This is a genomic window from Leclercia sp. 119287, assembly GCF_009734485.1.
Lineage (GTDB): Bacteria > Pseudomonadota > Gammaproteobacteria > Enterobacterales > Enterobacteriaceae > Enterobacter > Enterobacter adecarboxylatus_C.
Genome location: NZ_CP046445.1, coordinates 1,256,271 through 1,277,146 on the forward strand (window position 1 = coordinate 1,256,271; position 20,876 = coordinate 1,277,146).

General features: G+C 58.2%; 22 protein-coding genes and 2 pseudogenes. 13 read left to right on the plus strand and 11 right to left on the minus strand.

Going from position 1 to position 20,876, the window contains the following annotated elements:
* Nucleotides 1–7: 7 nt before the first annotated feature.
* The gene (locus GNG27_RS06065; protein WP_156263147.1) at nt 8–3,103 is read left to right on the plus strand and encodes an efflux RND transporter permease subunit; all 3,096 of its coding nucleotides are present in this window, start codon (nt 8–10) and stop codon (nt 3,101–3,103) included.
* Here the strand turns inward: GNG27_RS06065 and GNG27_RS06070 are convergent.
* On the minus strand, nt 3,093–4,214 hold the full coding sequence (locus GNG27_RS06070; protein WP_142488541.1) for a YbdK family carboxylate-amine ligase: 1,122 nt from the start codon (nt 4,212–4,214) through the stop codon (nt 3,093–3,095). The two genes, GNG27_RS06065 and GNG27_RS06070, sit on opposite strands and share 11 nt — an antisense overlap.
* Nucleotides 4,215–4,407: 193 nt before the next feature.
* On the opposite strand from GNG27_RS06070, the gene GNG27_RS06075 reads away from it, so the two are divergent.
* The 5 genes and pseudogenes from GNG27_RS06075 (at nt 4,408) to GNG27_RS06095 (ending at nt 6,581) form a co-directional block, all read left to right on the plus strand.
* The gene (locus GNG27_RS06075) at nt 4,408–4,845 is read left to right on the plus strand and encodes a nuclear transport factor 2 family protein (RefSeq protein WP_156263148.1); all 438 of its coding nucleotides are present in this window, start codon (nt 4,408–4,410) and stop codon (nt 4,843–4,845) included.
* Between the two features lie 9 nt (nt 4,846–4,854).
* Nucleotides 4,855–5,238: pseudogene (locus tag GNG27_RS06080) on the plus strand (helix-turn-helix domain-containing protein); the annotation flags it as partial.
* 76 nt (nt 5,239–5,314) lie between these two features.
* Nucleotides 5,315–5,677 carry a cupin domain-containing protein gene (locus GNG27_RS06085; protein ID WP_156263150.1) on the plus strand — a complete coding sequence of 121 codons (363 nt, stop codon included), beginning with the start codon at nt 5,315–5,317 and terminating at the stop codon, nt 5,675–5,677.
* Nucleotides 5,678–5,756: 79 nt separating this feature from the next.
* Nucleotides 5,757–6,002, plus strand: coding sequence for a YmjA family protein (locus GNG27_RS06090; protein WP_142488543.1), 246 nt, complete (start codon nt 5,757–5,759; stop codon nt 6,000–6,002).
* Between the two features lie 96 nt (nt 6,003–6,098).
* A complete protein-coding gene (locus tag GNG27_RS06095) occupies nt 6,099–6,581 on the plus strand; it encodes a cold-shock protein (protein WP_156263151.1) in 483 nt (160 codons plus the stop codon).
* A gap of 75 nt (nt 6,582–6,656) precedes the next feature.
* On the opposite strand, the gene GNG27_RS06100 is transcribed toward GNG27_RS06095, so the two are convergent.
* The 5 genes from GNG27_RS06100 to GNG27_RS06120 all read right to left on the minus strand — a co-directional run bounded on the left by GNG27_RS06100 (nt 6,657) and on the right by GNG27_RS06120 (nt 11,736).
* Complete coding sequence (locus tag GNG27_RS06100; RefSeq protein ID WP_156263152.1) at nt 6,657–7,367, minus strand: ABC transporter ATP-binding protein; 711 nt, start codon at nt 7,365–7,367, stop codon at nt 6,657–6,659.
* A complete protein-coding gene (locus tag GNG27_RS06105) occupies nt 7,354–8,190 on the minus strand; it encodes an ABC transporter ATP-binding protein (protein ID WP_156263153.1) in 837 nt (278 codons plus the stop codon). Before GNG27_RS06105 ends, GNG27_RS06100 begins: the two co-directional genes overlap by 14 nt.
* The gene (locus tag GNG27_RS06110; protein ID WP_142488549.1) at nt 8,183–9,016 is read right to left on the minus strand and encodes an ABC transporter permease; all 834 of its coding nucleotides are present in this window, start codon (nt 9,014–9,016) and stop codon (nt 8,183–8,185) included. Before GNG27_RS06110 ends, GNG27_RS06105 begins: the two co-directional genes overlap by 8 nt.
* A complete protein-coding gene (locus GNG27_RS06115) occupies nt 9,016–10,029 on the minus strand; it encodes an ABC transporter permease (RefSeq protein WP_142488551.1) in 1,014 nt (337 codons plus the stop codon). The genes GNG27_RS06110 and GNG27_RS06115 overlap by 1 nt, the downstream gene beginning before the upstream one ends.
* Nucleotides 10,030–10,167: 138 nt before the next feature.
* On the minus strand, nt 10,168–11,736 hold the full coding sequence (locus GNG27_RS06120) for an ABC transporter substrate-binding protein (protein ID WP_156263154.1): 1,569 nt from the start codon (nt 11,734–11,736) through the stop codon (nt 10,168–10,170).
* Between the two features lie 209 nt (nt 11,737–11,945).
* On the opposite strand from GNG27_RS06120, the gene GNG27_RS06125 reads away from it, so the two are divergent.
* The 3 genes from GNG27_RS06125 to GNG27_RS06135 all read left to right on the plus strand — a co-directional run bounded on the left by GNG27_RS06125 (nt 11,946) and on the right by GNG27_RS06135 (nt 13,549).
* Nucleotides 11,946–12,659: a GNAT family N-acetyltransferase gene (locus GNG27_RS06125; RefSeq protein ID WP_156263155.1), complete on the plus strand. Its 714-nt coding sequence runs from the start codon at nt 11,946–11,948 to the stop codon at nt 12,657–12,659.
* Between the two features lie 240 nt (nt 12,660–12,899).
* Nucleotides 12,900–13,052, plus strand: a complete 153-nt coding sequence (locus GNG27_RS06130) for a Hok/Gef family protein (RefSeq protein WP_106992266.1) — start codon at nt 12,900–12,902, stop codon at nt 13,050–13,052.
* A 344-nt stretch (nt 13,053–13,396) separates the two neighbouring features.
* A complete protein-coding gene (locus GNG27_RS06135; RefSeq protein ID WP_142488559.1) occupies nt 13,397–13,549 on the plus strand; it encodes a Hok/Gef family protein in 153 nt (50 codons plus the stop codon).
* A gap of 96 nt (nt 13,550–13,645) precedes the next feature.
* Here the strand turns inward: GNG27_RS06135 and GNG27_RS06140 are convergent, their stop codons facing one another.
* Genes GNG27_RS06140 through GNG27_RS06155 form a run of 4 tightly spaced genes read right to left on the minus strand, consistent with a single transcriptional unit; the run spans nt 13,646 to nt 18,384 of the window.
* On the minus strand, nt 13,646–15,145 hold the full coding sequence (locus GNG27_RS06140; protein WP_156263156.1) for an FGGY family carbohydrate kinase: 1,500 nt from the start codon (nt 15,143–15,145) through the stop codon (nt 13,646–13,648).
* Between the two features lie 15 nt (nt 15,146–15,160).
* Nucleotides 15,161–16,579, minus strand: a complete 1,419-nt coding sequence (locus GNG27_RS06145; RefSeq protein WP_156263157.1) for an L-fucose/L-arabinose isomerase family protein — start codon at nt 16,577–16,579, stop codon at nt 15,161–15,163.
* 31 nt (nt 16,580–16,610) lie between these two features.
* Complete coding sequence (locus tag GNG27_RS06150) at nt 16,611–17,561, minus strand: transketolase family protein (protein WP_156263158.1); 951 nt, start codon at nt 17,559–17,561, stop codon at nt 16,611–16,613.
* Nucleotides 17,554–18,384 (minus strand): transketolase, encoded by an 831-nt coding sequence (locus GNG27_RS06155; RefSeq protein WP_156263159.1) that lies wholly within the window; start codon nt 18,382–18,384, stop codon nt 17,554–17,556. The genes GNG27_RS06150 and GNG27_RS06155 overlap by 8 nt, the downstream gene beginning before the upstream one ends.
* Nucleotides 18,385–18,869: 485 nt before the next feature.
* Here GNG27_RS06155 and GNG27_RS06160 point away from each other — a divergent pair, with 485 nt between their 5' ends.
* The 4 genes from GNG27_RS06160 to GNG27_RS06175 all read left to right on the plus strand — a co-directional run bounded on the left by GNG27_RS06160 (nt 18,870) and on the right by GNG27_RS06175 (nt 20,638).
* Entirely contained in the window at nt 18,870–19,058 is a 189-nt protein-coding gene (locus GNG27_RS06160; protein ID WP_142488567.1) for a hypothetical protein, read from the plus strand.
* Between the two features lie 184 nt (nt 19,059–19,242).
* Nucleotides 19,243–19,785 (plus strand): type IV secretion protein Rhs, encoded by a 543-nt coding sequence (locus tag GNG27_RS06165; protein ID WP_156263160.1) that lies wholly within the window; start codon nt 19,243–19,245, stop codon nt 19,783–19,785.
* Nucleotides 19,782–20,126 carry a putative T6SS immunity periplasmic lipoprotein gene (locus GNG27_RS06170; RefSeq protein ID WP_156263161.1) on the plus strand — a complete coding sequence of 115 codons (345 nt, stop codon included), beginning with the start codon at nt 19,782–19,784 and terminating at the stop codon, nt 20,124–20,126. The genes GNG27_RS06165 and GNG27_RS06170 overlap by 4 nt, the downstream gene beginning before the upstream one ends.
* Before the next feature lie 11 nt (nt 20,127–20,137).
* On the plus strand, nt 20,138–20,638 hold the full coding sequence (locus tag GNG27_RS06175) for a type VI secretion system tube protein Hcp (protein WP_156263162.1): 501 nt from the start codon (nt 20,138–20,140) through the stop codon (nt 20,636–20,638).
* Here the strand turns inward: GNG27_RS06175 and GNG27_RS06180 are convergent.
* Nucleotides 20,637–20,735, minus strand: a pseudogene (locus GNG27_RS06180) (transketolase); the annotation flags it as partial. The gene GNG27_RS06175 and the pseudogene GNG27_RS06180 overlap by 2 nt on opposite strands.
* Between the last annotated feature and the right edge of the window lie 141 nt (nt 20,736–20,876).

Genomic DNA, 20,876 nt, shown 5'->3' on the forward strand with positions numbered 1-20,876 from the left:
AGCCACCATGCTGACGTTTTTCATCAAACGCCCGCGCTTCGCAATGGTGATCGCGCTGGTCATCACCCTGCTGGGGGCTATTGCGCTGAGGATGATTCCGGTGGAGCAGTATCCGCAGATCACGCCCCCGGTCGTGAATGTGTCAGCGTCATGGCCCGGTGCCAGCGCGGCTGACGTGGCGGAAGCCATCGCCACGCCGCTGGAGACCCAGCTGAACGGCGTGGACCACATGCTCTATATGGAATCCACCAGCTCGGACGAAGGCAGCTACAGCCTGAACATCACCTTTGCCGCAGGAACGGACCCCGATTTAGCCGCCATCGACGTGCAAAACCGCGTCGCGCAGGCCGTGGCGCAGCTTCCCGCCGAGGCGCAGCAAAACGGCGTGCAGGTGCGCAAGCGCGCCACCAACCTGATGATGGGGGTAAGCCTTTACTCACCGAACAACACCCACACGCCGCTGTTCGTCAGCAACTACGCCAGCACCCAGCTGCGTGAGGCGCTGTCCCGCCTGCCGGGCGTTGGGCAGGTGCAGATGTTTGGCGCGCGGGACTACAGCATGCGCATCTGGCTGCGTCCGGACCGCATGAACGCCCTGAACGTCACCACCGACGACGTGGCCCAGGCGCTGCGGGAGCAGAACGTGCAGGGGGCGGCAGGCCAGGTCGGCACGCCACCGGTGTTTAACGGCCAGCAGCAGACCCTGACCATTAACGGGCTGGGGCGCTTAAATCAGGCTGAAGATTTCGCCGGGATCATTATCCGCGCGGGGGAGATGGGCCAGCTGGTGCGCCTGAAGGATGTCGCCACCATTGAACTCGGCTCCCGCAGCTACAGCTCCGGCGCACAGCTGAACGGGCATGACTCCGCCTACCTCGGCATCTACCCCACGCCGTCCGCCAACGCCCTGCGCGTGGCTGACGGGGTGCGCGCCGAGCTGGAACGTTTGTCCGCACGCTTCCCGGACGATCTGACGTACGAAGTGAAATTCGACACTACCTCCTTTGTTGCGGCCACCATCAAGGAGATTGGCGTTTCGCTGGCGCTGACCCTGCTGGCGGTGGTGGTGGTGGTTTCCCTGTTCCTGCAAAGCTGGCGCGCGACGCTGATTGTCGCGCTCGCCATTCCGGTGTCGCTGGTGGGCACCTTTGCGGTGCTCTATACGCTGGGTTATTCCGCCAACACCCTCAGCCTGTTCGCCATTATTCTGGCCCTGACCATGGTGGTGGATGACGCCATCGTGGTGGTGGAGAGCGTCGAAACGCTGATGGCGGAAGGGCAGAGCCGCACGGCGGCCACCGCCCAGGCGCTGCGGCAGATTGCCGGGCCGGTGATTGCCACCACCCTGGTGCTGCTGGCGGTGTTTGTGCCGGTAGCGCTGCTGCCGGGAATTGTCGGCGAGCTGTATCGCCAGTTTGCGGTCACGCTCTCCACCGCAGTGACGCTCTCAAGCCTGGTGGCGCTGACCCTGACGCCCGCGCTCTGTGCGATGCTGCTGCGCCCGCGCCCTGCGCGCCCGGCGGCAGTCTATCGCACCTTCAACCGCGGACTGGACGCCACGCGCGGTTTCTACACCCGCATCGTGAACGTTTTAAACCTGCGCCCGTGGCTGGCGCTGCTGGCGACCGCAGGCGCGGCGGCTGTCGTCGCGTTCAGCTTTATGTCGATGCCAAAAGGCTTCCTGCCCAAGGAAGATCAGGGCTACTTCTTCGCCAGCGTCCAGCTGCCGGAGTCGGCCTCGCTGGAACGGACCGAAGCGGTGATGGCGACGGCGCGGGCGCTGATCGCCAAAAATCCGGCGGTGGAGGACGTGATTCAGGTCTCCGGGTTCAACATTCTCAACGGCACCAGCGCCTCCAACGGCGGCTTTATCTCCGTGATGCTGAAGGACTGGAGCGAGCGGCCACCGCTGGATGCGGTGATGGGCACATTGCAGCGCCAATTGCTGGCCCTGCCGGAAGCGACCATCATGACCTTCGCGCCCCCGACGCTGCCGGGGCTGGGCAACGCCTCCGGCTTCGACCTGCGCATTCAGGCCCAGGCGGGGCAGAGCCCGGCGGAGCTGGAACGCGTCACCCGGGAGGTGCTGGCGAAAGCCAACCAGCACCCGCAGCTGAGCCGGGTGTTCACCACCTGGAGCAGCAACGTGCCCCAGTTGACCCTAACCGTTGACCGCGAGCGGGCTGCACGCCTCGACGTGCCGGTGTCGCGCATCTTCAGCAGCCTGCAAACCGCCTTTGGCGGCACCCGCGCCGGGGATTTCAGCGTCAACAATCGCGTCTACCACGTGGTGATGCAAAACGAGATGCAGTGGCGCGAGCGCGCGGAGCAAATCAGCGAGTTGTTCGTGCGCAGCAATAACGGCGAGCGGATACGCCTGAGCAATCTCGTCACCATCACCCCGACCGTCGGTGCGCCGTTTGTGCAGCAGTACAACCAGTTCCCGTCGGTGTCGGTGAGCGGCTCAGCAGCGGATGGGGTGAGCAGCAGTTCGGCGATGGCGGTGATGGGGCAGCTTCTGGCAGAGAATCTGCCCACCGGATACGACTACGCCTGGAGCGGCATGTCGTATCAGGAGCAGCAGACCGGCAACCAGGCGATCTGGATTGTGCTGGCGGCGGTGGTCATGGCGTGGCTGTTCCTCGTCGCCCAGTACGAAAGCTGGACGCTGCCGGCGAGCGTGATGCTCTCGGTGCTGTTTGCCCTCGGCGGGGCGCTGGTGTGGCTGTGGATAGCGGGGTACGCCAACGACGTCTACGTGCAGATTGGGCTGGTGCTGCTGATCGCCCTTGCCGCCAAGAACGCCATCCTGATCGTCGAGTTTGCCCGCGCGCGGCGCATGGAGGGAGTGGCAATTGTCGATGCTGCCCGCGAGGGGGCGTCCCGCCGCTTCCGGGCAGTGATGATGACCGCCGTGTCGTTCATTATCGGGGTCCTGCCGATGATGCTGGCGACCGGAGCCGGTGCCCAGAGCCGCCGCATCATCGGCACCACGGTGTTCAGCGGCATGCTGGTGGCCACCGTGGTGGGGATTGTCTTTATCCCGGCGCTGTTTGTGCTGTTCCAGCGCCTGCGCGAGTGGGGGCACCGGCTTACGGATTAGTCGCCCACAGCTCGGCATGTTTTTGCACTAAGGAGATGAGCGAGCCACCGTCTGCGATAAAGTCCCGCATGCGCTGCGCCTCGCTCTTGCCCTGCTTCAGCATCAGGCCAATCTCCTGAATCGCGCTCGTCGCGCCCAGCTTCTCCGCAGACGGCGCCACGCGCTCCAGCAGCCAGGCGAGATCCTCAGCAATGGTTTTCTGCTCTCCGGTATGCACGTCCGTCAGGATCCCCGCTAACCCGTAGCGACAGGCCTGAAAACGGTTAAAGCGGTACAGCAGAAAATCCGCTTCCTGATGCTTATAAGGCCGCGTGGTCAGCAGCCAGTGCGAGGTGGCCTGAATCAGCCCGGCGATATTGATGGCATGGGCGAGGGTGAGCGGCGTATCCATCACCCGCACCTCCACGGTGCCAAAATGCGGGCTGGGGCGAATGTCCCAGTGCAAATCTTTGATGCTGTCGATCATGCTGGTGTGGCTCAGGCGACGAAACAGACCCTCGAACTCCTGCCAGCTGTTAACCCACGGCATCAGGCCGTTATCCGGGAACCCCGAGAAGATATTGAGGCGCGATGAAGCAAACTTCGTGTCGGTGCCCTGCATGTAGGGCGAGGTTGCCGCCAGGGCGATAAAGTGCGGCACGAAGCGCGACAGGCCGTGCAGCAGGTAAATGGCGTCATCGCCGGTGCGACACCCCACGTGGACGTGCTGGCCGAATACCGTGGCCTGCAAAATCAGATAGCCAAAGCGCTCCAGCGTGGCGTTATAACGCTCGTCCTCGCACACCTCCTGACGCTGCCATTTCTGAAACGGATGCGTGCCGCCGCCGCAGATCCGGATATGGTGCTCCGCCGCGGCGCGCAGGATGCTCTGCTGCATGGCGGAGAACTGCGCCGCCGCCTGGTCGATGTTGTGGCATACCCCGGTGGCGATCTCGAGCATGCTTTCGGTGATGTCATGCTTCACCTCTCCGGCTTTGATGTCGTTTTTCACGGCGTCGATCAGGGCGGAGGAGTCCTGGCTAAGATCGTAGCCCGGCGGGTTAACCACCTGCAGCTCCAGTTCGATGCCCAGGGTATAGGGTTCAGAGGAATGAAAGTCGGGTAAAGGCATAGCGCACTCCGTTGTCTGTGATGAGTTGAGTATAGACAACGGGGGGATCTCGCTCCGGGCAGGTGAAGGCATTGGCAGCGGGTGAGCGCTGTCATTAAAAAATAGAAAAGCCTAAACTTGGACAAAATACATTGGTTGTGTAAGTTTTAACTATGCCGCAACCACGATGTTGTTCAAATACAGGGTAGGATTTATGAGCGCACTGCCATCCGTCATCGACAGATTTGTAGATTACTACGCCGATCTGGATAACCAGCCCCCCTCGGCGCTTGTCGCGCTCTATGATGCTAACGCCATACTTTTCGATCCTTTTGGCGAGCACAAAGGACTGTTTTCGATCCAGCGCTATTTCATGCACCTGCTGGCTAACGTCGACTCATGCCGCTTCACCCTCGATCCCCCTCTGTATGACGCCCGGCGTTTTGTCGTGACATGGACCATGCACTGGTCACATCCGCGGATGGCCGGAGGTGAAACGCTCTCTTTGCCGGGGTGCTCATTCGTGGAAATTGAGGACGATATGATCGTTCGCCAGCGCGATTACTACGATGCCGGAGAGATGATTTATGAACATCTTCCTCTGCTGGGCTGGGCCGTACGCGGCGTGAAGAAGAGGGTACGCAGCGGGTGATACCGCCTGATGGCCCGGACTCTGGCTGTCGTAGGAGGGCAGCGTTTTCGCAGACGCGTATATGACTATCCTTCGGCAGAACGAGCACGCCAATATATCCAGTCAGAGTTTACTAAGCCGATTACCCTGGATGAGCTATCCGCCGTGAGTGGGAAGGATCGCTGGAGCCTGAGCCGGGATTTTCGCACACTTTACGGCACCAGCCCGTATCGCTATGTGACGATGCGCCGTCTTGAATACTGCCGTCATCTGATGCTGGCGGGCGTGCCGCTGGCAGAGGCCGCCATCGAGGCAGGATTTGCCGATCAGAGCCATATGACGCGCCAGTTTATTAAAACTCTGGGGATTTCACCGGGACGCTGGCAAAAATTTATCAAAAACGACCGCGCCTGAGTTGCACGATCGTTCATGACGGTCGCCACGCCTCTGTCCTATCCTGGACTCTTCCTAACCCTGATGGAGAGTCACCATGTATTGCCCTGTTAATCTTGAAGATAAATTTGCTCTGTTCGAGGAACACTGGCAGCCGAAAGTCATCGCTCAGATGAATGATTACCAGTTTAAAATCGTCAAAATTTCCGGTGATTTTATCTGGCACGCCCACCCGGAGACCGATGAAGCCTTTATTGTTATCGAGGGCGTTTTACGGATCGATTTTCGCGACGGGCATATCCTCATTCATCCGGGAGAGATGTACGTGGTTCCCAAAGGCGTTGAGCATAAAACCTCTGCGGAAGAGACAGTGAAAATGATGATGATCGAGCCTTGCGGCGTCCTGAATACCGGACACGAAGGCGGAGCGCGCACCGCTGAAAACGATGTCTGGATCTAAGGTTATCCGGCAGGGATGCCAGAAAAAAACGCGGGAGAATGCTATTATCAGGCAGCATCTGACATCCTGAGGAACACTTATGAGCAACGACGTACCGATTAAATATTATGACATCGTGGATGAGTACACGACGGAAGCCGCCACCCCGGTAAGCGAAGCCGAACGCGATCCGCTGGCGCTCTATTTCCAGCTGCTGATCACCCGCTTGATGAATAACGAAGAGATCAGCGAAGAGGCGCAGACCGAGATGGCGGTGGAAGCGGGTATCAACGCGCAGCGTATCGATGATATTGCCAATTTCCTCAATCAGTGGGGCAATGAGTAGTTCCTGCGTGAAAGACGTAGTCTGCGCAGGCGTTGTGCTTTACACTGCGCGCGGCAAAAATTGAGTTGATAAACGATTAATTGGGCGGTAACGGCGATGGCGATGAACGGAACAATCACAACCTGGTTTGAAGATAAGGGTTTTGGATTTATCAAAGATGAAAACGGCGACAACCGCTATTTTCATGTGATTAAGGTCGCCAACCCTGATCTGATTAAGAAAGATGCCGCGGTGACGTTTGAACCCACCACCAACAACAAGGGGTTGTCAGCGTTTGCGGTTAAAGTGATACCGGAAAGCAAATACATCTTCATTGATGGCGAGCGTCATAAGATCACCTCCATCAAGTCTTACCTGGTGTACAGCGAAGAAGAGTCTGCCGACACCAAACTGGATAAAGAGGTGCTGTCGGTGAAGAGCCTGATGGGAAATATCGCCCCAAAATCAGCCGCGAAAACAGGCGAGATACGCACGTTGAAAAAACTGGCGATCACCACCTTCCAGGGCAAAACGTTCATTTTCTCCGAAGATGAAATCGACATTGATGCTACGGTAAAACAGCTTAAGAACCTGGTGTAATCTGCACTGCCGGGGGGCGGCTACGCCTTACCCGGCCGAAATTGTAGGCTCGTGCAAGCGCAGCGCCGCCGGGCACTACCCCTGGTTCATCCGATGTTCACCTGCTTTTAAGGCCTCACGGTCAAAGAAACGCTGGATCACACCTCCCGCCATAAACGCCGCCCGATCCGACATATGGGCAATCACATCCGCATCATGGCTCACCAGCAGGTAGGTCATCCCGTGCTGCTGTTTCAGGCGATTCAGCAGGTTGAGAATTTCGGCCTGCACCGACATATCCAGCGCCGAGGTAGGCTCATCCAGCAGCAGAAGCTGCGGGCGTAACAGCAGCGCCCGGGCAATTGCCACACGCTGACGCTGCCCGCCGGAGAGCTGGTGGGGATAGCGCTTGCCCGCATCGGCAGCCAGCCCCACCTGCTGCAGCGCCTCCGCCACCTTTTCCGCAATCTGCGTTTCACCGTGGATCCGTAACGGCTCCGCCAGGGTGCGCGAGATGGTGTGATTAGGGTGCAGCGAAGCCCAGGGATCCTGAAACACCATCTGTACGTTGCGGCGCAGCGAGCCGGTAAAACGTACCCCGGGCTGGAGTTTGTCCCCCAGCACCTGAATATTGCCGTGCCACTGGCGCTGTAGCCCGGCCAGCACCCGCAGAATGGTCGATTTCCCGCAGCCCGATTCACCGATCAGGCTGAAGGTTTCACCTTGCTCAATCGTAAAGCTGGCGGCAGAAACCGCCGTTTTCTCCCCGAAGGTCACCTGTAGCTGTTCTACGTTAACGAGTGCCATGAGTCACCTCCTTCCAGGGCTGAGTGCGGTCGAGCGTCGGCAGCATCTGCCCGAACGTGTTGGCAGCAGGGCGGCAGGTCCACAGCGTTTGCGTATAAGGATGGGTGGCCTGAGGCAGCTGGCTCGCTGCCATCTCATCCACCTTTTCGCCCTGATACATCACCAGCACGCGATCGCAATGCTCCGCCACCAGCGGCAAATCGTGGCTAATCAGCAGCATCGCCATCTGGCGTTGCGCGCACTGCTCCACCAGCAGCGCGAGGATCTGGTTACGCAGGCGGGCGTCGAGCGCGGAGGTGGGTTCATCGGCAATCAGCACCCGCGGGTTGTTGATCAGCGCAATGGCAATCATCACCCGCTGGCCCATGCCGCCGGAGAGTTCCCCCGGATAGCGGCTGAGCACCGCGTCGGTCAGACCCACGGCGTGGATCATCTCCCGGATGCGCTCCAGCCGTTCCCGTCGCGACAGTTTCTGGTGCAGGGTTAAGGCCTCATCCAGCTGCGCCAGCACGTTTTTCACCGGGTTGAGGGCGTAGCGCGGATCCTGAAGCACCATCGCAATCTCGTTACCGCGAAGTTGTCGCCAGCCGCGCGGCGACAGGGTAGTGAGATCGTGCCCCAGCACATTGAGCCGCTGTGCGCTGACCCGGCCTGGCTTGCGCACCAGCCCCATCAGTGCCCGGGCGGTCATCGACTTGCCCGAGCCGGATTCCCCGACCAGCGCCAGCCGCTCATTGCCCAGGGTAAAGCTGACGTTGTTAACCACCCGCGCGGCGGGATAATCAATCGTCAGGGAATCGACAATAATGCGGGGTTCAGTCATGTTGTGGCTCCAGCACGTCGCGCAGGCCGTCGCCCAGCAGGTTAAAGGCCAGGCTGGCAATCAGGATCGCTCCGCCCGGAATAGCGGCAATCCACCACTGATCGAAAATGACCTGCATCCCGTCGGCAATCATCGCCCCCCATTCCGCCATCGGGGGACGTGCGCCGAGGCCGAGGAAGCCCAGCCCGGCCGCCGCCAGGATAATCCCGGCCAGATCGAGCGCCAGACGCACGATGGCCGAGGGCAGACACAGCGGCAGAAGATGCCCCAGCAGCAGGCGAAAACCGCGAATGCCCATCATTTCGGCCGCCGCCAGATAGTCGCTGTGGCGCAGACGCTGGATCTCGCTGCGCGCCTGCCGGGCGTAGGCCGGCCAGGTGGTTAACGCCAGCGCCAGCGCGCCGTTGACCAGCCCTGGACCGAGCATGGCGACAAAGGCAAAGGCGAGGATCAGACGCGGCATCGACATCACCACGTCGGTAAAGCGCATTAACACCCGTTCCAGCCAGCCGCCGTAGTAGCCGGATAAAATTCCTACCAGCAGCCCGGCGGGCAGGGTGATAACGGTGACCAGCGCCACCAGTCCCAGCGCCGGACGGCTGCCATAAATTAAGCGTGAGAGCAGGTCGCGGCCGTAGCTGTCGGTGCCGAGCCAGTGCTGGGCATTGGGGGCCTGCAGTCGTGCAGCGGCGTCCTGCCAGTTCGGATCGACCGGGGCCAGCCACGGGGCGAACAGCGCCACCAGCAGCAGCAGGGTAATGATGACCAGCCCGCAGAATGCCGCCGGCGAGCGGCGCAGACGTCGTAAAAACAGATAAAACGGCATCAGCGCACCCTTGGGTCAGTGAACCGCACCAGCAGGTCGGTCAGATTATTGATCAGCACGAAACAGACGCCGATCAGCAGCGTTCCGCCCATGATGGCGGTGGTATCCCCGGCGAACAGGGCGGTGGTGAGGTAGCGACCAATTCCCGGCCACGAGAAGACGGTCTCGGTTAACACCGCGCCCTCCAGCATGCTGGTGTAGGCCAGCGCAATCACGGTGAGCAGGGTGCTGCGAATATTGGGCAGCACGTGGCGCAGCAGAATGGTCATCTCACCCGCCCCTTTGGCTCGTGCCAGCAGGATGTACTCTTTGTTCATCTCGCTCAGGCACGCGGAGCGCGTCAGGCGGGTGATGCTCGCCAGCGAATAGTAGGCCAGCAGCAGCACCGGCAAAACCAGATGGCTGACGGCGTTTTTAAAGGCCGCCATGTCGCCGGAAAGCCAGGTGTCGATCAGCGCAAATCCGCTGCGCGGCTCAACGGTATATTGCCAGATATCATCCAGCCTGCCGGGCCCGGCGCTCCACTGCAGCTTCGCGTAGAACAGCGCCAGCATCAGCAGCCCGAGCCAGAAAATGGGCACCGAGTTGCCGAGCAGGGTGAGGGTGCGGATAACCAAGTCGAGCGGCGAACCGACATAACGGGCGCACAGCACCCCGGCCATCACCCCCAGCAGGGAACCCAGGATCAGCGCCAGGGTGGCCAGCTCCAGGGTGGCCGGGAAGGCGTGCAGCAGATCCTGCAGCACCGGCTGCCCGGTGGCACTGGCGGTGCCGAGGTCGCCCTGCACCAGATTAACCAGATAGTGCCAGAACTGCACCGGCAGCGGCCGATCCAGCCCGAGCTGGTGGCGAACCTGATCGTAGGTGGACTGGCTGGCATGATCGCCGACGATCTGCAAAACGCGATCAACCGGCGAGAGCGCAGAGAGCGCAAAGGTCACGAGCAAAAGCCCGAGCAGCGTGAGGAACAGGGTCAGCAGGCCCTGGAGCACGCGGGTGGAAAGATGTGGCATGGGAGATCTCTTCATGCCGGGTGGCGGCTTCGCCTTACCCGGCCTACAAAATATCATCGTGCGTGGAGAGGTTTTGTAGGCCCGTGCAAGCGCAGCGCCGCCGGGCGATGAGCGCATGTACGTGGCCGACATACTGGGCTATTTCGTGACCTTATCGTACCAGACCATATCCGCATTGAGCCCCTGCTGATAACCCTTCACGTTATCACGCACCACAATCTGGGTTTTGCCCTGATCGACAAACACGTACGGCGAGGTCTGCTGCAGCTGCTCCTGCATCTGCTTATACAGGTCGAGGCGTTTGGCCGGATCCGGCTCGGCCACTGCCGCCAGCGTGGCTTTGTTGAGTTCCGGGATCTGCCAGCCGTTAAGCCCGGCCACGGTGCTGGATTTGCCGTCATTCCACGCGAAGGCGCTGGCGTTGGAGTGGGCGTCGAAGTAATCCGGGATCCACAGACGGATAGCGGCCTGGTGCTGTTTGGCCCGCACGCGGGCATACACCTGGCTACCGGCCGCTGGCAGGAGCTCGATCTTCACGCCACCCTGGGCAAAGCTCGCCTGCATCGACTGGGCGATAGTGATAAACGGCGGTTTGTTCTCCACATCGAGGGTGAAGTGCGCGTCTTTGATACCCGCTTTCGCCAGAATCTCTTTCGCTTTAGCCGGATCAAATTTGAACGGGTTATTCTCCAGAGCGCCTGGCAGGCCTACCGGCAGGAAGCTCTGGTGGACAAAGTACTGGCCTTTCAGCAGATCTTTGGTGATGCCTTCATAATCCACCAGCCAGCGTGACGCTTCCCAGAAGGCCGGGTTATTCAGCAGGGGGTTGGCGCTGTTGCCGGCGTTAAACACCAGGTAGTTCTGCTCCGCAGAGGGGATGCTCAGCACGGTGACGCCCGGTTTGCCGGTGAGGGCACCCACCTGGTCAGCACCGAGATCGCGGGCGACATCGGCGTCACCCTGCTCGATCAGCAGGCGACGGGAGGCCGGATCCGGCACGTTTTTGATAATAATATTTTTCAGCTTCGGTGCGCCGCCCGGCGCGCTGGCGTTGGCTTCCAGCACGATGGCCTGATGCGGCTGGTAGACGCGCATTTTATACGCGCCGCTGCCTGCAGAGTGCATCTTCAGCCAGGCGTTGCCAAAGTCATCGCCTTTGACATTGGCGGTGACCAGCTTTTCATCCACGATGGAGGCAATCGGCGTGGAGAGGATATTCAGCGCAACGGCCGGACTCACGTCTGCCGTCCAGTGCAGCTGCAGCGTGTGATCATCCACCTTTTTCAGCTGGCTGGCGATGTTGCCCGGCTCCCAGCCCAGCACGTTAAGAATAAAGGCCGGGGACTTGTTCAGGGTGATGGCGCGGGTATACGAGAAGATGACATCTTCCGCACGCAGCGGGTTGCCGGAGGCAAATTTCGCGTCCGGCTTCAGCTTGATGGTCAGGGTTTTTGCTGCCGCATCCGCCTCCCAGCTTTCGGCCAGGATCGGGGTGATTTTTTCCGGGTTATCGCGGTCAGGCTGCACCAGGCGCTGATACAGGCTGGGCACGGTCTGGATACTGGAGAGCTCGTTGGCTTCGGCCGGATCGAGGCTCACAATGTCATCCAGACCCTGAGCGACAACCAGCGTATCAGGTGGCGTAGCGGCATGGGCGGTTGCTGTCAGCGCAGCCAGCACCAGTAACGGCAGTAGTTTTTTGGTCATAACGATCCCTGAACGTCTTGTTTTTGATTGTTTTATAGACCGTTACGTTAGGGGGGCGGACAGAAATTAGGAAAGTCTTAATTCTGCTTAGCTTATTCCCGTAGCGCATAATGAATTATTTATAGTTATTAGCGGGGCCAGCGGTACCGTTATGCAGGCAATCCTGTATTGTGAAATAACAATCTATTAACAAACAAAAGGGGGAGAGCGTGCCGGAAATCAATATCTGGGGGCAGACCGTTAACGATCCTGTTCCCGGCTGGCAGGGGGCCAGCGTGTTGGAGCGTGGGGTACTGGAAGGGCGTTTTTGCCGTCTTGAACCGCTGGATGCGGTAGAGCATGCGGTGGATCTGTTCGAGGCGTACGCGCTGGGCGACGACAGCGACTGGACCTGGCTTGCCAGCAATCAACCTGCCAGCGTAGAAGCTACCGTCGACTGGTTGCAGGTCAAGGTGCAGGATGTGGGACTGGTGCCTTTTGCGGTGATCGATCGCCGCAGCGAGCGCGCCGTTGGGCTGGTCTGTTATATGGCGATTGAACAGCAGCTGGGCTCGGTGGAGATTGGTCATGTCACATGGTCGCGGAAAATGAAAAACAGCCCGCTCGGCACCGAAGCCGTCTGGCTGCTGCTGAAGTATGGCTTTGAACGGGGCTACCGTCGACTGGAGTGGAAGTGCGATTCGATGAACATTGCTTCGCGTCGGGCCGCCGAGCGGCTGGGCTTTGTCTGGGAAGGGCGGCTGCGGCAGAAACTGGTACGTAAAGGCCGCAACCGCGACAGCGATATGTTATCCATCATTGACAGCGAATGGCCGGAGCGGGACGCGGCCATTCGCGGCTGGCTGGCCGCGGACAATTTTGATGCTGAGGGACGGCAAATCAGACGCCTTGAGACGTTTCATGTGCGCCCGGAAACCGCCTGATTTCCCGGCAATCTGAACGTATTCCGAAAAGGTTATTTTACTGGTTAAATATACAGTTAAAAGGCGATTTTTTAGACGATACGGGAGTAATATAGCGGCGGGTGCCTGATGCTTTCTGAGCTCAGGCGGGTGTGGTGGGTCAGAAAGCAAAAGCCCCGGAGATGTTTCCATCAACCGGGGCTACCACTCCAAACCCAAACAATTTGGATGGTAGCCTCTTCTTAGCAAGGAGGCAATGACATGCTTAACAAGTACGCCTTTGCGGCGATCCTGGTACTGGGTTTAACTGTGCTGGGCGTCACGTTTCTGGTTCACGAGCAGTTATGCGAAGTGAGCTTTAAGGAGCGCGATATGGAAGTGAAAGCTGTTCTCGCTTACGAAACGAAGAAGTAGCGGTACGCGGGGAGCAATCCCCGCTTATCCGGTTGTCGGTTTGGTTCGGGCACCCGTTTTTTTGCCCCGTCTGGTGATGAGCCGGACGGGGCATTTTTATTTATGGTAGCGGCATCCTAAACGTATTCTGAAAACGTCATTTTACTGGTTAAATACACAGTTTAATGGCGCTTTTTTCAGCGATACGAGAGTAATATTGCGGCGGGTGCCTGATGCTTTCTGAGCTCAGGCAGGTGTGGTGAGTCAGAAAGCAAAAGCCCCGGAGATGTTTCCATCAACCGGGGCTACCACTCCAAACCTAGACAATTTGGATGGTAGCCTCTTCTTAGCAAGGAGGCAATGACATGCTTAACAAGTACGCCTTTGCGGCGATCCTGGTCCTGAGTTTAACGGTGCTGGGCGTCACGTTTCTGGTTCACGAGCAGCTATGCGAAGTGAGCTTTAAGGAGCGCGATATGGAAGTGAAAGCTGTTCTCGCTTACGAAACGAAGAAGTAGCGGTATGCGGGGAGCAATCCCCGCTTATCCGGTTGTCGGTTTGGTACAGGCACCCGTTTTTTTGCCCCGTCTGGTGATGAGCCGGACGGGGCATTTTTACGTTCTTACTCGTTCAACGGTCTCCTGCCAGGCTTGCCAGCGGCTCTGCAACCGGGCGTGACGCGCCATGTCGGGTGTAAAAGTGACATGTTCCGGCAGATACTGGCGCAGCTGCGCGGTGGTCAGGTTAAACAGCGCCTTACGGGCCAGCAGGGCGGCCCCCATCGCGGAGAGCTCCGGCACGTCGCTGCGCATCACCGGACAGCCGAGCAGGTCCGCCTGATACTGCATCAGCCAGTCGTTTTTCGTCGGCCCGCCGTCAACCATCAATCCGTTGAGGGTAAAGCCCGGATGGACCCGCATCGCCTCAACGACGTCGGCAATCTGATAGGCGATCGATTCCAGGGCCGCGCGGATCAGGTGCGCCCGCTTCACGCCCCGGCTCAGGCCGTGGATCATGCCGCGTGCGTTTTCATCCCACCAGGGGGCGCCAAGACCGGTCAGCGCTGGAACAAAATAGACGCCGAGGGTGGAGTCCACCGAGCGGGGCAGGGTGTTCAGCTCATGGGCCAGCTCCGCCTGCGACAGCTCACTTAAGCCGGTGCTGTCCGCCATCCATGCCACCGCATCGCCGGTGTGCGGAATATTGCCCTCAAGGCCGTAGACCAGGGTGTCGCCATCATGCCACGCCACGGTGGTGGCCAGCGCGCTAACGTCGCAGCGGGCGGAGGAGACCGGTGCCATCACCGACGAACCGGTGCCGTAGGTCGCCTTCACGCAGCCTTCGGCACCCAGACCATGGGCAAAGAGCGCAGCGTGGGAGTCGCCAATCATCGCCATCACCGGCAGTCCGTCAGGGATCGACGGACAGCCGCAAGTGTAACCAAACAGTCCGCTGGAGGGCTTGATATCCGGTAGCGCCGCGCGCGGGATGCCAAACAGCGCCAGCATCTGCGGATCCCAGTCGGCGGTATGCAGGTTCATCAGCTGGGTGCGGGCGGCGTTGGCGTGGTCGCAGCTGAACGACAGGCCATGGGTCAACTGCCACAGCAGCCAGCTGTCAACGGTGCCGAGGCAGATCTCCCCCCGGGCGGCGCGCTGCGCGCCGTCGGGGGTATTATCCAGCAGCCAGCGCATTTTAGAGGCCGAGAACAGCGGGGCGATGGGCAGGCCCGTTGCCGCCTTGATCTGCGGCCCGTAGCCATTTTCCCGTAGCTGATGGCAAAAGGACGCGGTGCGGGAACACTGCCAGCTGAGCGCCGGAGCAATGGGCTTGCCGGTTGCCCGATACCAGCCCACGACGGTTTCACGCTGATTGCTAATCGCCAGCGCGGCAACTCTCTCCGCCCCAACGGTGGCAATCGCCCGGGCCACCACCTCGAGGGAGGCCTCGACCAGCAGTTCAGCAGACTGCTCCACCCAGCCTTCGTGCGGGGTCTGGATCGCCAGCGCCCGGGAGAAGCTCGCTACCACATGACCGCTTGCGTCCAGCGCCACCGCTTTGGCGTTGGTGGTACCCTCGTCGAGGGCAATAATAATGTCCTTGCTCACCGACATTGCGGCCTCCTGCCCTTAACGATGGAGATAAGTTGAAACGCCGAGGTAGCGGGTGAAGGCTTCATGCAGGATCTCCGCGCTGGCGGAGTGGTTCATCGCCACGTGATGCTCAAAACCGTTGCGGCAGATCCAGTTCAGCAGGTTCTCCAGATGCGGGACCTGGATCACCGCCCGGCAGCCCACCGTATCCAGCGGATCGTCCACCGACTGGCCCTGGCCCACGTAGGCTTTGATTTCTCCGGTCAGATCGTCGGTGCTCAGGCGGAAGTAGGTCAGCGGGCCGCTTTTCAGACGACCGTGGACCGCGCCGCAGGTGTTCTCTTTCCCGACCGTGGTACCGATGATGTCGGCGGTGCCCATGTGCGGGGATTCGAGGCTGGAGGCGGCGAAGTTACCGCAGTGGAACAGGACACATTTGTCGCGATCGTCGCCGAAGTTGTTGTTCCAGTCGGCAATGGAGGCCGGATTCATATTGCTGCTGGCCAGGGCATACATGGAGAGGGCCCCCATCACGTCCACCTCGCAGGCGCTAGGCATCAGCTGGCCGGACATCACGCTCATGATCGAGCAGACGTTAATGCCGAGGTTCTCCTGCAGGGAGGTCCAGCACTGGATGGCGGTGGTGTCGATGTCGTTGGCCACCACCCACTCGCTGATCACCACAAACAGCTTGGCCATAGTCACCAGCTTGTCGGCCGGAATGCGGCTGGCGTCGGCGTTGTCGATCAGAATCCGGCGTTTTTCATCCACGCGGATATCGTCATCGCGCAGGGTTTTAATGCGGGTAAAGACTTCGGACAGATCGAGAGTTTCCACGGCAATGCCCAGTCTTTCCAGCAATTTCTCGCTGTAGCGCACGGTGTTAAAGCCCGCCGGACGGGCACCAATAGCCCCCACGCGCACTCCCCGCATGCTGCTCACCACGCGGCACACCTGCTCGAAGCGCTTCAGATCCTGTTCAAACACCTCGCCGGTGAGGGCGCAGACGTGCTGGGAGGTGAGGGTAAAGGGAATGCCGTACTGACGCAGGTTGTTGCACAGGGAGATCTTGCCGCAGAAGCTGTCGCGGCGGGTCGCCAGCCCCATTTTATCGAGGTTATCTTCCTCGGCCTGCACCAGCACCGGCACGTTCAGGCCAGAAAGACGCAGGGTTTCTGCCACCGCTTTTTCATCGCCAAAGTTCGGCAGCAGCACCACCACGCCATGAATGCGATCGCGATGGGCGCGAAACAGCTCGGCGCACACTTTGGCATCCTGACGGGTTTCGACGCCGCCGAGTTCGGTCTGGCTCGGATCGAGCATCACGGTGTTGATCCCCAGGCGGCCAAACAGGGCGATCGCCTGCTCGCATGCTTCTGCCACCAGATAGCTCGGGAAAAACCCACGGTTGCCGATGATCACGCCCATCGTAAGTTGTTGAGGAATTCGGGACATTGCTTCTCTCTCCAGTAAGATGTTGTTATTTTCAGCAAATCTGTCGCGTCAGCATTTCCCGGGCGTGTTTCACCACCCCAGCGACATCAATCTCATGACGTGCCCGCGTTGACGCTCTGTCGGCGGCAATCGCGTATTGTCCATCCAGGATCCCCAGACGTTTCAGCGGCACGGCGCATCCGGCCTCGGCCAGCACTTCCGCCACCAGGCTGCCGACGCCGCCGTTGACGTTATGCTCCTCGACGCTCACCACCGCCTTGCAGGGGGCGATTGCCGCCAGCAGCTGTTGGGTATCACAGGGACGAATAGATGGAACGCTGATAACAGTGACGTCAACACCTTCTTCCGCGAGTTGTGCGGCGGCTTCCACTATTTCATGCACCGTCGATCCCATCGCCACCAGCGCCACGTCGTGGCCGGTGCGCAGGACGTCAATCTTGCCCGGGGCAAAACGGTAGCTTTCATCGTGCAGTTCCGGCAGATTTTTGCCGTCGAGACGGATATAGACCGGGCCCACATGGTCGAGGGCGTAGTCGATGATCTGGCGGCACTCGTTCGGGCTCGACGGGGCGTAAATTTCGATATTGCCGAAGCCGCGCATAATGGCGATATCGTCGATGCTGTGGTGGGTACTGGCGAGCGGGCCGTAGCTGGCGCCGGCGTTCAGGCCGAACAGCTTCACGTTAGTGTTGTTGTAGCAGACGTCGACTTTGATCTGCTCGTTGGCACGTGAAATCAAAAAGGGCGCGGCGTTACAGGTGACGGCGATCTTGCCGCCAATCGCCAGACCGGCAGCGGCGCCCACCAGCGTCTGCTCGGCGATGCCGACGTTAACCAGCCGGCCCGGGAAACGCTGCATAAAGGGGGCGATTTTCGCCGTGGAGGTGGAGTCTGCCACCACCGGCACCAGGTCCACGCCGCGTTCGACGGCGTCAATAAAGGCATTAACCATCACCGTGGCAAGGTGTTCGCTATTACTCATCTTTCAGTTCCTCCAGCGCCAGTTCAACTTCTTCCCCTTTCGGCACGCGGTGGTGCCATTCAGGCCGTCCCTGAATAAATGAAATTCCCGCGCCCTTGGTGGTATGGGCAATCACCACATGCGGCTTGCCGTTGGGCTTCAGTCCTTCCAGCGTGGCGACCACATCCGCCATGTCATTGCCGTTGCAGCCGGTCACTTCCAGGCCGAAGGCTCTCCACTTCTCATCCAGCGGATCGGTGTTGAGGATCTCTTTGGTAGAGCCCGCCAGCTGGAGGTTGTTTTTGTCATTGATAATAAAAAGGTTATCCAGCTGATAATGAGCGGCGACCAGCGCGGCTTCCCAGTTGCTGCCTTCCGCCAGTTCACCGTCGCCGGTTACCACAAACACCCGACGCTTGCTGTTGTTGCGTTTCGCGGCCAGGGCGATCCCCACCGCTACCGGCAGACCATGTCCCAGCGCGCCGGTATTCAGCTCAATGCCAGGGGTTTTGTGTTTCACCGGGTGGCCCGGCAGGTGAGAGTCGGCATGCTGATAGGTGGAGAGCCACTCGACAGGGATAAAACCCGCCTCGGCCAGCACGCAGTAATACCCGCCCACCGCATGGCCTTTTGACTGGATATAGATATCGCGATCATCGCTGTCCTTCAGCTGCGGGGAGCAGTTCAGAATGCGAAAGTAGAGGGCGGTCAGCAGTTCGACCTGCGAAAGATCGGCGCCGGTATGGCCGCCCGCCGGGCTTTCGGCATTCAGCACGATGATCCGGCGACGAATCGAACGCGCCCGGGTTTCGAGCTCCGCGACGGAGAGCGAAAACGGATTCATAACATACCTCCTGAATTTATAATCTGTTGTGAATAATTATTCCAGCCGGGTACGTTTTTTCCCTGTTCTCTCTGTCAGAGCAGGGATTTATGACCGCTTTGAATATATATTCAATGCTGATTTATTATTCATGATAGTAAGATATGCCCTGCTCTGGGGTTTGTCTACGGTTTGCGCAGGCAAATTTCGAAGAAAAGCGAAAAGGATCACATTTGCCCGGCGGATCGCGACGGCGCTTGCTTGTTAAATATTCAGGGATGAATAAAAATAACGACAGTCGATTAAGGGGAACGTTATGTCGAAGCAGGTGCTGAGCCCGGAAGAAGACCCGGTCATCGGCATGGAGCTGGCGCAAATCCGCGCCTGCCCACAGGTGATTGCCCTGGCGGGCTGAGCGGAATAACGCAATCGCGGTGCGCCATACCGCTGCGTAATACTGTTTTTACGCCAGTTGTTTCAGAATGATCCTCGTCGATAGGGGACTAATGGCGAAGAATCAGAAGGACACATTTATCGTTGCAGGGTCGCCGGTCTACATAAGGGCTGTAAAAGGCTATAAAGAAAATGGTTTAGTAAGACCTAAGGCAATTGTAGTAATTTTTATTTTAAAGGGTTACGAAGGCAGACTAATAAAATATGTTGACCTCAGTCATGCCGGATTAATGGCCGTTTAAATACCAATATGAATTGTTTAAATATTAGCTATGCTAACGAAAATAGATAGGTGCTATGTTTAGCGCTTAACGATGTGAAATATGATAAACGAGATCAATGTATTATCTATTTTTATTGAGCACATAAACAATTGTACAATTTTACGCAGTTGATATGATAAATCCTTCTTATTGGAGGGATTAAATGTCGAATGGAATAAATCGCGGAGGTCTGCGGTTATTGACCCTTGGTGAAATTAACCTGGCCCGCACGCTCTACGCTTTTAGTATTCGTTATAACGAAGTATGGATTCACCGCAGCAGCTACCTTCCTTTCAATATGCAGGCGAACAACGTCGCCATGGCGCCAAACGGCGAAATATATTTTCAGGAAGGGGTGTATGAGCCTGATTTTTCACAGCCACACGTCAAAAATGATCGCATAGGCGGTCAGCACATATTTCTGCATGAAATGATGCATGTCTGGCAACACCAGCGCGGGATGATGGTAAGAACGCGTGGCGCATTCTCATGGGCTGTTGATTACAACTATGAGCTCAATAAACCAAATTTGATGGACTACGGCATAGAAAATCAGGCATGTATCGTGAGTGATTACTGGTTGCTCAAAACCTATGGATTCGGAAATCGAAACGACCTGTATCGCCTCAAAAACTATGACTCGTCAGAGCCTACCCTCAAACTTATGGCTCGATATCAGAAAGTGCTTGGGAGTTTCCCGCATTGAAACGCTACTTATCCTTGATTCTGTTATCTGTAACCCTTGTCGGATGTGGTAAAGGTGATCGTGCAGTCCCCTGGCGCTCAATCATCGTTGATAAGGGGCATGTTTGCTTTTCGGTGGATAAAACCGACGTCCTGAGTCGCTATAACATTTCTTCAATGCAGGGCGGAGAATACAAAGAATTTGCCACTAATGAGCACGTTTCTTTCTCCTGGCCAGACTCCTGTTTAAATCTGATGCTTAGGCCGGGTTATACCTATGGCGTGTCGTACACGCTGAATGGTTCAAATTATCGCTACGTGTTCTTTATCGACAATGACTGGAACGTCTCAAGTAATCAATAAGGGAAATAACGATGTCATTACCAGCTTATATGTATCTCTATGATGAAAATGGACAGCTGATCAAAGGCAGTTGTATGGCGCTGGACCGTGAGGGTGCAATTGAAATTATGAACAGCAGTTACGGTGTGTACCAGAACACATGCCGCAACACGGGTAAACTTATGGGCTCGCGCGAACACAACGCTTTTACCCTGCACAAAGAGATTGATAAAACCTCGCCATATTTTGCGGTTGCAGTCTGCCAAAGTAAGCGGCTGCAAAAGGCAGTAATACACTATTACGACATCAACGAGGCTGGCATTGAATACGAGATTTACAGAATTACGCTTACCAGCATTGTGATCATGTCAGTTAATGCTTCTCATGCTTATATCCCGGGCTCTCGCACGCCAGGAATGATGGAGAATATCTTAATTTCCTATTCAGGAATTGAGTGGTTTTATATCGAAGGGAATATCAAGTATGACGATGACTGGAGCCGCCCAGTGGGTTACAACCAGCAGAAAAAGTAGCATGGAGTGCGGCTTCCCAGTTACTGCCCTCGGTCAGTTCACCATCCCCGATCACGACAAACACCCGACGTTTGTTATTGCTGCCTTTTGCCGCCAGTCGGCCCCTTAGCAGGGAGTGCAGCGCCATAAGCGGGGTTTGTCTACGGTTTGCGCAGGCAAATTTCGAAGAAAAGAGAAAAGGATCACATTTGCCCGGCGGATCGCGACGGTGCTTGCTTGTTAAATATTCAGGGATGAA

What these genes read in the sequence shown, in the direction of transcription:
- GNG27_RS06065 (WP_156263147.1), top strand. Translation starts at nt 8, where the DNA reads ATGCTGACGTTTTTCATCAAACGCCCGCGCTTCGCAATGGTGATCGCG.
- GNG27_RS06070 (WP_142488541.1), bottom strand. Translation starts at nt 4,214, where the DNA reads ATGCCTTTACCCGACTTTCATTCCTCTGAACCCTATACCCTGGGCATC.
- GNG27_RS06075 (WP_156263148.1), top strand. Translation starts at nt 4,408, where the DNA reads ATGAGCGCACTGCCATCCGTCATCGACAGATTTGTAGATTACTACGCC.
- GNG27_RS06085 (WP_156263150.1), top strand. Translation starts at nt 5,315, where the DNA reads ATGTATTGCCCTGTTAATCTTGAAGATAAATTTGCTCTGTTCGAGGAA.
- GNG27_RS06090 (WP_142488543.1), top strand. Translation starts at nt 5,757, where the DNA reads ATGAGCAACGACGTACCGATTAAATATTATGACATCGTGGATGAGTAC.
- GNG27_RS06095 (WP_156263151.1), top strand. Translation starts at nt 6,099, where the DNA reads ATGGCGATGAACGGAACAATCACAACCTGGTTTGAAGATAAGGGTTTT.
- GNG27_RS06100 (WP_156263152.1), bottom strand. Translation starts at nt 7,367, where the DNA reads ATGGCACTCGTTAACGTAGAACAGCTACAGGTGACCTTCGGGGAGAAA.
- GNG27_RS06105 (WP_156263153.1), bottom strand. Translation starts at nt 8,190, where the DNA reads ATGACTGAACCCCGCATTATTGTCGATTCCCTGACGATTGATTATCCC.
- GNG27_RS06110 (WP_142488549.1), bottom strand. Translation starts at nt 9,016, where the DNA reads ATGCCGTTTTATCTGTTTTTACGACGTCTGCGCCGCTCGCCGGCGGCA.
- GNG27_RS06115 (WP_142488551.1), bottom strand. Translation starts at nt 10,029, where the DNA reads ATGCCACATCTTTCCACCCGCGTGCTCCAGGGCCTGCTGACCCTGTTC.
- GNG27_RS06120 (WP_156263154.1), bottom strand. Translation starts at nt 11,736, where the DNA reads ATGACCAAAAAACTACTGCCGTTACTGGTGCTGGCTGCGCTGACAGCA.
- GNG27_RS06130 (WP_106992266.1), top strand. Translation starts at nt 12,900, where the DNA reads ATGCTTAACAAGTACGCCTTTGCGGCGATCCTGGTACTGGGTTTAACT.
- GNG27_RS06135 (WP_142488559.1), top strand. Translation starts at nt 13,397, where the DNA reads ATGCTTAACAAGTACGCCTTTGCGGCGATCCTGGTCCTGAGTTTAACG.
- GNG27_RS06140 (WP_156263156.1), bottom strand. Translation starts at nt 15,145, where the DNA reads ATGTCGGTGAGCAAGGACATTATTATTGCCCTCGACGAGGGTACCACC.
- GNG27_RS06145 (WP_156263157.1), bottom strand. Translation starts at nt 16,579, where the DNA reads ATGTCCCGAATTCCTCAACAACTTACGATGGGCGTGATCATCGGCAAC.
- GNG27_RS06150 (WP_156263158.1), bottom strand. Translation starts at nt 17,561, where the DNA reads ATGAGTAATAGCGAACACCTTGCCACGGTGATGGTTAATGCCTTTATT.
- GNG27_RS06155 (WP_156263159.1), bottom strand. Translation starts at nt 18,384, where the DNA reads ATGAATCCGTTTTCGCTCTCCGTCGCGGAGCTCGAAACCCGGGCGCGT.
- GNG27_RS06160 (WP_142488567.1), top strand. Translation starts at nt 18,870, where the DNA reads ATGGCGAAGAATCAGAAGGACACATTTATCGTTGCAGGGTCGCCGGTC.
- GNG27_RS06165 (WP_156263160.1), top strand. Translation starts at nt 19,243, where the DNA reads ATGTCGAATGGAATAAATCGCGGAGGTCTGCGGTTATTGACCCTTGGT.
- GNG27_RS06175 (WP_156263162.1), top strand. Translation starts at nt 20,138, where the DNA reads ATGTCATTACCAGCTTATATGTATCTCTATGATGAAAATGGACAGCTG.